This is a genomic window from uncultured Alteromonas sp. (assembly GCF_963976965.1).
Taxonomy (GTDB): Bacteria; Pseudomonadota; Gammaproteobacteria; order Enterobacterales; family Alteromonadaceae; genus Alteromonas; species Alteromonas naphthalenivorans.
Genome location: NZ_CAXBMP010000057.1, coordinates 1 through 9,803 on the forward strand (window position 1 = coordinate 1; position 9,803 = coordinate 9,803).

Sequence of the window (9,803 nt, forward strand, 5' to 3'; positions counted from 1 at the left end):
AGTGCTTCTTCAAGGCTTAATTCTTTGGTGTAAGAAGACGCAAAAGTAGTGTTAATTTCAGAGGCAACTTTCTGATAAAGTGCGCCTACACGCTTTTTATCTAGTTTGCCAAGGAAGCGCATAAGTAACCAGCCGCCAATTCCCCATGTCATACCGAAAGCTCGATTTAGTATAGTTGGAGAGAAATCTAGGCCACCGTATATATACACTTGCTTGTTGCTGTCAGAACCATAGGTGTTGAAGCCTTTGGCATCTTTACTGCCTGACGCTTCCATCATGGTAAGAATGTCGCTTACTAACTCGCCGCCGCCAATAGCATCAAATGCTAACGTAGCGCCTGTTTTATCAATAGCGTGGTAAAGCTCTGCTTTGAAATTCTCGCTAGTAGAATCAAGCACAATTTTAGCGCCTAAGTCTTTAAGAATATCTACCTGTTGCTGACTACGCACAATGTTTACCAAATCAACGCCTTCTTCTAAGCAGATTTTGTTTAGCATTTGGCCCAAGTTAGATGCAGCTGCGGTATGTACTAAAGCTTTATGGCCTTCCATACGCATGGTTTCTACCATACCCAGTGCAGTCAACGGATTTACAAACGAAGACGCCGCTTGCTGCGCCGTTGTGCTTTCCATATGCGGCAAACATGCTTGCGCTGGAACACATGCATATTCGGTGTAAGCTGCGCCAGTTAGAATAGAAACAGTTTTACCCATTAGTGCCTGAGCTTCAGGGCTATCGCCTGCCCCAACAACCGTTCCCGCACCTTCGTTACCAATAGGTAAAGTGTGATCAACGCGCGACTTAATGCGCATCAACATTGATTTATGAACTGGTGCAACCAACGCATTTTTACTGGCATCAAAGGTGGCTTTATCAAGGCTGGCAGGGCCGAACATGGGCCACATATCAGAAGGATTAATTGGTGAAGCTTCCATACGAACTATCACTTCGTGTGGCTTAGGCTCAGATACATCTACCTCTTTGATAGATACCTCTAGTTCGCCTTCTGATTTAATAAGCGTAAAAAGCTGTTTGGATTTATTCATTTTGGTTGTCTCGCTATGTTAATCAAGATCTACGTGTGAGCTAAGCTAACATGGCGTTAACATCAGTAATATTTATATTGGTAATATATATAGGTGCAAATGAGTTATAAAAATAAAAAAAGGATAGAGTACATTTAGGTTTGAGCAACTCTGACCCCATTATTTTCACAAGGCTGATATACTATGCTAGAAAATTAAATAAACACTTACAGAGTACCTTTACTACCAATGATAAATACACAACACCATTTAGCAGGCAATGAGTGAAAATACCTAAACGCCTACAACCTCTCGTCGATGATGGTTTAATTGACGAAGTATTAAGCCGCTTAATGAGTGGTAAAGAAGCCGATGTTTTCGTGGTTCGCTGTGGTGAACATGTTCGTTGCGCAAAGGTTTATAAAGATGCGGTTAAACGTAGCTTTAAAAAAGCGGCACAGTATCAAGAAGGTCGCAAAGTGCGAGGTGGTCGCCAAGCACGTGCTATGGGCAAACGTTCTAGCTACGGACGCCAAATTGAAGAAGAAATTTGGCAAACTGCAGAGGTAGATGCCCTATCACGTTTAAATGAAGCCGGTGTGCGTGTACCAGATACATACTGCTGTATAGATGGCGTGCTGCTAATGGAATTGGTGTCTGATGAACACGGCGATGTAGCGCCGCAGTTAGGTCATGTTAGCTTTAGCAAAGAAGAAGCAATAGCCCAGCATAAACTCATGATGCACAATATTATGCTAATGCTTTGCGCGGGTATTATTCACGGCGACTTGTCTGAGTTTAACGTTCTTGTAGATGACAAAGGCCCTGTCATTATCGATTTACCCCAAGCGGTAAATGCCTCAGCCAACAACAACGCCGAGGCCATGTTTGCTCGCGACGTTAATAATATTCGCCGTTATTACGGCGAGTTTGCTCCCGAGCTATTGAATACTAACTACGCAAAAGAAATGTGGGCGCTATTTGAAGAAGCCAACCTAACGCCTAATTCTGTCCTTACAGGTGAGTTTGAAGATGACAGTGAAGATGCTGATGTAGACGCCATTCTTGAGGAAATACAAGCAGCCGCTGATGAAGAGCAAGAACGGTTAGCACGTATTAATTTTTCGGATGATGATTAGCAGATAAAAATGGGGGAGCAGAGTACTTATAGTTATCGCGTTACCCGCCGTTACTTGACACTTATTTTAACTGCACGAAATTGAAATAATTGAATTAAAATTAAATGCTAGTCGCAAAATTTAGTAGGTGCTAAATTTACGTGGCATTCGCAAAGCAATGTGATTTTATAGGCCTGAATGCCCGTTACGCATTTTAACGGACTGGTAGGTAATCAAAGCCCGATTTACTCGGGCTTTTTTGTGCTCTTTCAATTTAACCTAATTAGTTTTACTTGCTAGGTATCGGGCTGAAGTTTTATTAAACGGCCGCCTTCTTTGTCTTCAAGTACATATATGTTGCCCTTGTTATCTTGTTCCACCTCACGAACCCGTTTACCCCATTCGTAACGTTCCGCCTCTTCCACATTCCACTTTTGACCATCTTGACTGAAAGTAACCCGCACTAACGCTTCTGAAGACAAACCGCCTATGAAGCCATTCCCTTTCCAGTCTTTGTACATGTCACCCTTATAGATAATAAAACCCGCCGGGCTTATGGCAGGTACCCACGCATTTTCTGGCGCTTTATAAATAGGGTAATCTTCGTGGTTCGGTATTTTTACACCGGAATAATGGTCGCCCTGCGAAACGACCGGGTAGCCATAGTTACGCGCTTTTTCAATAACATTGAGCTCATCACCATGACGGGGGCCCATTTCATGGGACCATAAATTGCCCTGTTCGTCGAAATCAATACCCAATGGGTTACGGTGCCCGAGCGTCCATATTTGTTCTGTCACGCTACCGTTGCCATAAAATGGATTATCCTGTGGCACGCTTCCATCTGCATTTAAGCGCAAAATTTTTCCCAAGTTCATCGCCATGTTTTGCGCTGGCGTAAATTTCTGCCTGTCTCCTGACGTAATAAACAAGTAGCCGTCCGGCGAAAACGCCATACGATGTGAATAGTGCCCATTTCCGGTTACTTTCGGTGATTGATGCCAAATAACTTCTCTGTCAGACAAATTTGCACCGCTATCAGAAATATTTAGTGTTGCGCGCTCAATCACTGCCCCACTGTAGGCATCATCTTTGGGATCGCGCACTATGTAGGAAATATAGATGGTGCTATTCGTTTTAAAATCAGGGTGAACAATTACATCACCTAAACCACCTTGCCCTCGCGCTTTAACGTTGGGAGTGCCGGTTACTGCAAAGCGTTTCTGTTGGTTCTTATCAAGCAACCACAGTGTGCCAGCCTTTTCTGTTACTAAACTATGCCCATCAGGTAAAAATACCATTGCCCAAGGGTTTTCGAATGATGTTATAGCTTTTCCGACAAGCATAGTGCCCTTACTGCCTTTCAACTCAACCTGAGTTGGAAAGTCAGACTGAGCCGACGCAACGAAGGAGGTTGCTAGCATAGTAAAAAGAAAAGCTACTTTTTTTCCCGTGATAGGTTTTCGCATAGTCGTTGTTAACCTTGTAAAAGGTTCGCGTAATACTTGTCACACCGCAGTGTGGCACGCAAATGATGATTAATAACGATGTTTACGCGTGTTTATTGGGTACGGCTCACTTGCGCTAACATCGGCTAATTTTGCTTTGTTTCGCAGCCCGCCATCATCCTATCGATAGGATGATGGCGGGTTGTTGTGGTATCTAGCCCAAAGACGCCTAAATTGCCTTGGATCTTCAAACCCACACCGCTGGGCGATTTCTTCTACCTGCAACGGCGAGTGTTGCAAGAGTTGCTGGGCTAAACTTAGTCGTAATTTGTAAATATATTCTTTACTAGTAATACCGGTGCTGTCTTTAAATATTCGCGCAAAGTGGCGTTTACTGCAATGCCCTAAGTCAGCCAGTTCGTCTACACTCCAACTTTTAGCAGGGTCTTGCTGAATCTTGTCTTGAATTGTATGAATTCTTTGCTGTAAATGGTTTCTGTGCTCCAGATACGGTGACAAACTAGGATCTTGCATACCTCGGCGAATAAACAATACCATTTGCCTGGCTATCTTTGCCGATATTTGGGGGCCAACTTGCTGCTGTACCAAATGAAGCGCTAAATCAATTCCAGCGGATACACCAGCGCTGGTATACACATTGCCATCTTGTACAAATAATCGGTTTTCAAGTACTTGCTTAGCGGTAAGTAAAGCAGATAACTCATTGCAGTGCATAAAGTGTGTGGTGCATTTTTTATTATTCAGCAACCCCGCTTTCGCCAACACCAATGCTCCTGCACAAACACTGATCACTTTGGCAAATTGATGTTGTGCTAACCATCCACATACTTTTTGCATCACAGGCGTATCAAGTTTAATTTCATTACCCACCATGCCGGTTACTAATAGCCAAGCATTTGGTTCAACGGTATTTGGCAAAGGGTCAACTGACAAACTCATTCCAAGGGAGTTTTTAAGCGAAGTTTCTGGCCCAACAAAATGCAGCTTAAAATGTTTTCTTCCGTAGCGATTTGCATAAGCAAACACCTCTGATGGCCCTACCACATCTAACATCAAAAGCTCTGGGAACAATACGATGTAGATGGGTATAGTGTCACTGTCGGCATTTGTATTCACGCCAGCATCGAAAGCGTTAGCTTCAAAAGTATTCGCACACTCAGCCATTATAAACTCACCGCCGCAGCTTTACGGCGAAAGCGACCACCAAAGGTATTAAGTAGCAGGCCAAACAATACCAGGATAATACCCAGCCACTGCATGGGCGTAATACTCTCATCAAGTATGAGTGCAGCAGAGCTTAGCCCTACAATAGGAACGCCTAACGACAACGGCGCAATTTGGCCGGCCGGATAACGGGTTAATAGATAACTCCAAAGCCCATAGCCGGTTATGGTGGCCCCAATCGCCAGATACAGTAACGCGCCAAACGACACCCAACTAAACCCACTTAAACTTGTGATAATTTGCTCGGGTCCTTCAATAAAATAACTGCCGATGAAAAATGGAATAGGCGGTACCCATGCACTCCAAACCACTAAGTTAACGTTCGAATTAAAGCCTCGATTGCTAATGCTTCTAGCACTAATATTACCCAAAGCCCAGCTTGCCGCACCTGCCATGGTTAAACCGAACCCTAGGGCTGTGATGCTATGGTCGTCTTTACTTAGTGCAATAAAAGTTAAGCCAAACCCGGCAATAAAAAAGGCCCACACTTGATAATTTTTTATTGATTCTTTTAGAAAAAACATAGCAAAAATCATGGTGAACAAAGCCTGTGCTTGTAGTGCAAGCGATGCTAAACCCGCGGGCATCCCATAGGCCATAGCAGAAAATAAAAACGCAAATTGCAGAAAACTAATGGGCACAGCATAGGCCACCCACCATATAAACGGGGTGTTGGGCCGTTTGAAAAATAAAGCACCTACCGATGCGACTAATAGAAAACGCAAACCGCCCATTAATAAAGGAGGCATACCTTCTAAACCCCAAACAATAGCAACAAAATTCACGCCCCATATCACTATTATAAATATAGCGATCAATAAATCTTTTCCTAACATCCCCTACCCTTTTTTGCTGATATTAATTGATTAGCGTTGATGCGCCGGAATATGTTTTATTGTGTCTACAAACGTAGTGATTTCTTGCTCACTGAGTTGCCCGATAACCTTCTGTTTACTTGCACTGTGATGCTGTAAACCCAAACCCGGACGATATGCTTTTACAGGGCGTATAGGCCTTCGTTGCAAGTCACCCCCGCAGTTAGGGCAAACGCCTTGCAAAACGCCCTTCAAACAATCTTCACAGAACGTACATTCATAAGTACAAATATAGGCCTTTGATGAGTTAGCAGATAACGGCGCATTACAACATTCACAATTAGGTTTGAGTATCAACATAGAGGCATGCCCAGATGGTTGTTAATAAAGATACTAAGCCTGTTTTCACATGGATGATAGGGCAAAAACTCAATCTTAGCGGGTCAAAAAGGACATAAGCAAAAAATGAGGTAGAATCTGGGTGTTTGAGGGTTGTGATGACATAAGGCTAAGGGGAAATTGTGAATTTGGCAGCCCGCCGTGTATACGCCCCATTAACCGCTGTATATGGCTATAATGCCACCTTCAGGCTGTTATTAATCAATCATATGTTGGTGTGGCGTGTCCATGTGCTTAACGCATTCGAACATAAAGGCATCAACTTCGCTTTCTTTGTGATAATCGGCATAGTGTAGCCCAACCTCAGACTCTGCGTTGATATGCCGGATCGCGCCTTTTATTGTGCAACAAATACCAGAACTCGGCAGCGTTAAAACGATTTTCACGTTGCTATCCGGAAGGTTTTGAGGCATTTCGGATAATAATTTAATTCGGATACCGGAATAACTCATATCAACCATATTACCCTCCAAGTTAATGCTATTTTCACTTACAGGGTTACTTATTATGACGTCTGCATGTACACCTTTGAGATTAAATCGCGGGTGTTTTCTTTTATCATTAATCATCTTAGCTATTGTCATAAATTTTTACTAAGCGTAGTACCAGGTTACGTAAAAACCAAGTTTCGTTGCTAATGACAAATGCTGTCAGAGTACTATTCGGCGAATAGTATACTTTTTGGGAGATAATGTACTCCAACCCAATTATTTTAGTATTATGGCGCCAAATTTTATGCGTTGTGGGCTTCCCTCTTATGTCATTTAGCGCTTTAGGCTTATGTACTGAATTATTAAACACCGTAGCCCAAAAGGGCTATACCACGCCATCTCCTATCCAGAAGGAGGCCATTCCCGCGATATTGAACAAACAAGATGTTATCGCGATTGCGCAAACAGGAACCGGTAAAACAGCCAGTTTCTCGTTACCAATTTTGCATCTATTGGCAGATATGCCACGCCCAGAACCCAATTGTGTAAGAGCCCTAATCATAGCCCCAACTCGAGAGCTTGCTGCCCAGGTTGCACAAAACGTAGAGACTTATAGCCAAAACATAGATATTCGTTCTACGGCTGTATTTGGTGGCGTACGGATTGAGCCTCAAAAATATGCGTTAGAGCAAGGTGTCGATATCCTTATTGCAACACCAGGGCGCTTGTTAGATTTATACGAACAAGGCGCAATTAATTTCAACTCTCTTGAAATACTGGTGCTAGACGAAGCCGATCGCATGTTGGACTTAGGTTTTATTGATCATATTCATCACATACAAAAGCTTCTGCCAGAGACACGACAAACTCTTCTATTTTCAGCCACATTTTCCAAAGAAATAAAAACACTCGCTACCACAATGCTTAATACCCCAGTGACTATCGAGTTAGCCAAGGCGAATGATCACATTGAAAAGATTAAACAGGTATTACACCCAGTGGACAAAGAGCGGAAAAGCGAGCTTCTGATCCACCTTATTAAAAACAATGACTGGTCTCAAATATTGGTGTTTACGCGCACCAAACGCGGTGCCGATGCCTTAAGAAATGAACTTGAAGCAATAGGTATTGCTGCCGAATCAATACATGCAAACAGAACGCAGCAAGCACGCACATTGGCGTTAAATGGTTTTAGAGATGGCAGCATTAAAGTATTAATCGGGACAGACCTTGCCGCTAGAGGCATCGATATTCAACAGTTGCCTTGCGTTATTAACGTCGACCTGCCCTATGTAGCCGAAGACTATATTCACAGAATAGGTCGTACAGGCAGAGCATCATCGGAAGGCTTAGCGATTTCGCTATTTAGCGACGACGAAGCGAAGCAGTTGAACGCTATCGAACGCTTTATTGGACGGCAGTTTAAAAAGACATTTGTTTCGGGGTTTGCACCAAAACCAAAGCCTAAACCACCTATTTCTAGTATAGATGAAGACTTATACGGAAACTTCGAAGCTGACAATAAACCAAAAGGTAAAGGCAGATCGAAAGGACGCAGAAAGCGACGCTAAGAAATAATGGGGGCAAACAATGTGGTCAGAGTATTGTTACAAGATAGAGTCTTTTTACAAGAGAATGTACTCTGACATCTTTTTTCACCGCTCAAAAAACACATCAACCAAATCAGCAAGGGTTTCTTCTAACTCTTCTTCAAAGGCATCAATATCGATATTGAAACTGTTCATATATTTGTCGGCATTCGCACGGGATACAGTGATATTTTTCATTTGAAACTCTAGCTCAGGAAGGGATTTGTCGTAACGGGGCTTAATAGCCCAGCGTAAACAGTGTCCGTGGTGATCTTTAAGTTTTTGTTTGGCAAAAACACAGAACTCCTCAATGTAATCTGTACCTTGTGGCCCAAGGCAGCCAGGTTCAACGCGAGACATCACCAACAACTTTTTGTACAGAGGGAGTCGTGTATTCATTATATCTTTGAATGATTTAAAGATTTGATTATCGGCAAAATTTACTAATCTTGCCAGTTTAAGTCGTGAGGCTGCGGACTTTTGAAGAAATAAAGTACTCTGGTTCCATTATTTCTAGTTGCAATCAGTAACGGTAATGGTTGGCTTTTCACCTTGATTTGGATGGCGATAGGTTAATTTACATACATCAGTTGCGGCAATCTCAGCGCTAGAGAGATCACTGGTTTGACGCTCTAACGTGAAGGTAACTTCAGGTGCAGAGCCTGTTAGTTTCCAATCATCTTCTGTGAAATCTAAGGCTTCTTTAAGATTCGTTTGCGTTGCGTAAGGATAGCCGTAACGCACGCGAATACCTGATGCTAGTGTTGTATCCGCACTGCTTTCCACGCCCTCAATCAGCGCTTTAGCGTAAACAATTTCAGAAGACGAGGATAGCGCAGCGCTTAATCCTTCAAGTGCACCCGCTTGGGCATCTTTTTGAATATTCAAAAGCTTTGGGGCCGCGGTAGTCGCAAGTACGCCCAGTACGACTATAACTATAATCAACTCAATTAAAGTAAAGCCATTGGCACGTTGGCATTTATTCATATACAAAAGGCACTACACTAGTATTAATCTGACCTAAGTGTATTACACACAAAGAAAATTTAAAAATAGACGAAAGCCTAAAAATGGGGGCAGAATACTTTTTAGAGATAATAAACTAACTCTTCCCCCTTATTCTATTCTGCTTGAGATGCGTATTCGTTATGCATAAGCCACGCATAAGCGGTAGTGAAGGCAGGCTCTTGGAACTGCTTCAAACCTGTTTCTGCAAAAGGCACTGCAATTGGGTTTCTTCGTATTGACTCTTTAATATCTGTCGAGCTAAATACAACTACATCCAACCCTTCAATTAATTCAATAGCCGCTTCTAATTTGAAGCCAATAGCGCTGCCAGCAAATTTACCTTTGCTTTGACGCTGGCGAATTATCACAGCATCAATTTTGTAGTCGGCAACAAGTTTAGCGAAAGTGCTTTGAAAGCTTTTTAGCCCTTTAGCACTGGTATCGGCCAACGTTAACCGGCGCGTTCGGCAGTCGGGAACATGAAACAAACCATCTATTAGCGACAACAGACACACATTTGCTTCGTTACTTTTTAAATCTACACCACAGACTTTCATATCAATTCCTATTCACATTTATAAATCATTATAACGTGTTTCACTGATGATATTTACCCACACTCAATTTTCTTTGGCTACTCAATATTTTTTTTTCCCAGAAATAGTGTCGAAAAATAGCAGGAAATAGGATCAGCGTGCCTTTATATCAATAAAGTACTCTAACCC

11 protein-coding genes are annotated in these 9,803 nt (G+C 42.6%); 2 read left to right on the forward strand and 9 right to left on the reverse strand.

Features of this window, described 5'->3' with window-relative positions; genetic code table 11:
• A partial coding sequence (locus AAC006_RS20975; protein WP_339892485.1) for a zinc-binding dehydrogenase occupies positions 1-1,046 on the reverse strand: 1,046 nt, incomplete at its 3' end.
• Positions 1,047-1,309: 263 nt separating this feature from the next.
• Here AAC006_RS20975 and AAC006_RS20980 point away from each other — a divergent pair.
• Positions 1,310-2,164 (forward strand): PA4780 family RIO1-like protein kinase, encoded by an 855-nt coding sequence (locus tag AAC006_RS20980; protein WP_126873732.1) that lies wholly within the window; start codon positions 1,310-1,312, stop codon positions 2,162-2,164.
• A 275-nt stretch (positions 2,165-2,439) separates the two neighbouring features.
• Here AAC006_RS20980 and AAC006_RS20985 read toward each other — a convergent pair whose 3' ends face one another.
• The 5 genes from AAC006_RS20985 to AAC006_RS21005 form a co-directional block, all read right to left on the reverse strand.
• Positions 2,440-3,612 (reverse strand): PQQ-dependent sugar dehydrogenase, encoded by a 1,173-nt coding sequence (locus AAC006_RS20985; RefSeq protein WP_126873733.1) that lies wholly within the window; start codon positions 3,610-3,612, stop codon positions 2,440-2,442.
• A gap of 159 nt (positions 3,613-3,771) precedes the next feature.
• Entirely contained in the window at positions 3,772-4,776 is a 1,005-nt protein-coding gene (locus tag AAC006_RS20990; protein ID WP_126873734.1) for a helix-turn-helix domain-containing protein, read from the reverse strand.
• Entirely contained in the window at positions 4,776-5,672 is an 897-nt protein-coding gene (locus AAC006_RS20995) for an EamA family transporter (protein ID WP_126873735.1), read from the reverse strand. The genes AAC006_RS20990 and AAC006_RS20995 overlap by 1 nt, the downstream gene beginning before the upstream one ends.
• Positions 5,673-5,702: 30 nt before the next feature.
• Positions 5,703-6,011: a DUF1272 domain-containing protein gene (locus AAC006_RS21000; RefSeq protein ID WP_126873736.1), complete on the reverse strand. Its 309-nt coding sequence runs from the start codon at positions 6,009-6,011 to the stop codon at positions 5,703-5,705.
• Positions 6,012-6,247: 236 nt separating this feature from the next.
• Positions 6,248-6,634: a PilZ domain-containing protein gene (locus AAC006_RS21005; RefSeq protein ID WP_126873737.1), complete on the reverse strand. Its 387-nt coding sequence runs from the start codon at positions 6,632-6,634 to the stop codon at positions 6,248-6,250.
• A gap of 173 nt (positions 6,635-6,807) precedes the next feature.
• Between AAC006_RS21005 and AAC006_RS21010 the strand changes: the two genes are divergently transcribed.
• The gene (locus AAC006_RS21010) at positions 6,808-8,052 is read left to right on the forward strand and encodes a DEAD/DEAH box helicase (protein WP_126873738.1); all 1,245 of its coding nucleotides are present in this window, start codon (positions 6,808-6,810) and stop codon (positions 8,050-8,052) included.
• Between the two features lie 84 nt (positions 8,053-8,136).
• On the opposite strand, the gene AAC006_RS21015 is transcribed toward AAC006_RS21010, so the two are convergent.
• The 3 genes from AAC006_RS21015 to AAC006_RS21025 form a co-directional block, all read right to left on the reverse strand.
• Positions 8,137-8,469: a hypothetical protein gene (locus tag AAC006_RS21015; protein WP_126873739.1), complete on the reverse strand. Its 333-nt coding sequence runs from the start codon at positions 8,467-8,469 to the stop codon at positions 8,137-8,139.
• 114 nt (positions 8,470-8,583) lie between these two features.
• The gene (locus AAC006_RS21020; RefSeq protein ID WP_126873740.1) at positions 8,584-9,057 is read right to left on the reverse strand and encodes a type II secretion system protein; all 474 of its coding nucleotides are present in this window, start codon (positions 9,055-9,057) and stop codon (positions 8,584-8,586) included.
• 134 nt (positions 9,058-9,191) lie between these two features.
• Positions 9,192-9,635, reverse strand: coding sequence for a DUF3010 family protein (locus AAC006_RS21025; RefSeq protein WP_126873741.1), 444 nt, complete (start codon positions 9,633-9,635; stop codon positions 9,192-9,194).
• Between the last annotated feature and the right edge of the window lie 168 nt (positions 9,636-9,803).

Bases quoted from the DNA above. Each gene is read 5' to 3' on its own strand.
- AAC006_RS20985 (WP_126873733.1), bottom strand. From the start codon at position 3,612: ATGCGAAAACCTATCACGGGAAAAAAAGTAGCTTTTCTTTTTACTATG.
- AAC006_RS20990 (WP_126873734.1), bottom strand. From the start codon at position 4,776: ATGGCTGAGTGTGCGAATACTTTTGAAGCTAACGCTTTCGATGCTGGC.
- AAC006_RS20995 (WP_126873735.1), bottom strand. From the start codon at position 5,672: ATGTTAGGAAAAGATTTATTGATCGCTATATTTATAATAGTGATATGG.
- AAC006_RS21000 (WP_126873736.1), bottom strand. From the start codon at position 6,011: ATGTTGATACTCAAACCTAATTGTGAATGTTGTAATGCGCCGTTATCT.
- AAC006_RS21005 (WP_126873737.1), bottom strand. From the start codon at position 6,634: ATGACAATAGCTAAGATGATTAATGATAAAAGAAAACACCCGCGATTT.
- AAC006_RS21010 (WP_126873738.1), top strand. From the start codon at position 6,808: ATGTCATTTAGCGCTTTAGGCTTATGTACTGAATTATTAAACACCGTA.
- AAC006_RS21015 (WP_126873739.1), bottom strand. From the start codon at position 8,469: ATGAATACACGACTCCCTCTGTACAAAAAGTTGTTGGTGATGTCTCGC.
- AAC006_RS21020 (WP_126873740.1), bottom strand. From the start codon at position 9,057: ATGAATAAATGCCAACGTGCCAATGGCTTTACTTTAATTGAGTTGATT.
- AAC006_RS21025 (WP_126873741.1), bottom strand. From the start codon at position 9,635: ATGAAAGTCTGTGGTGTAGATTTAAAAAGTAACGAAGCAAATGTGTGT.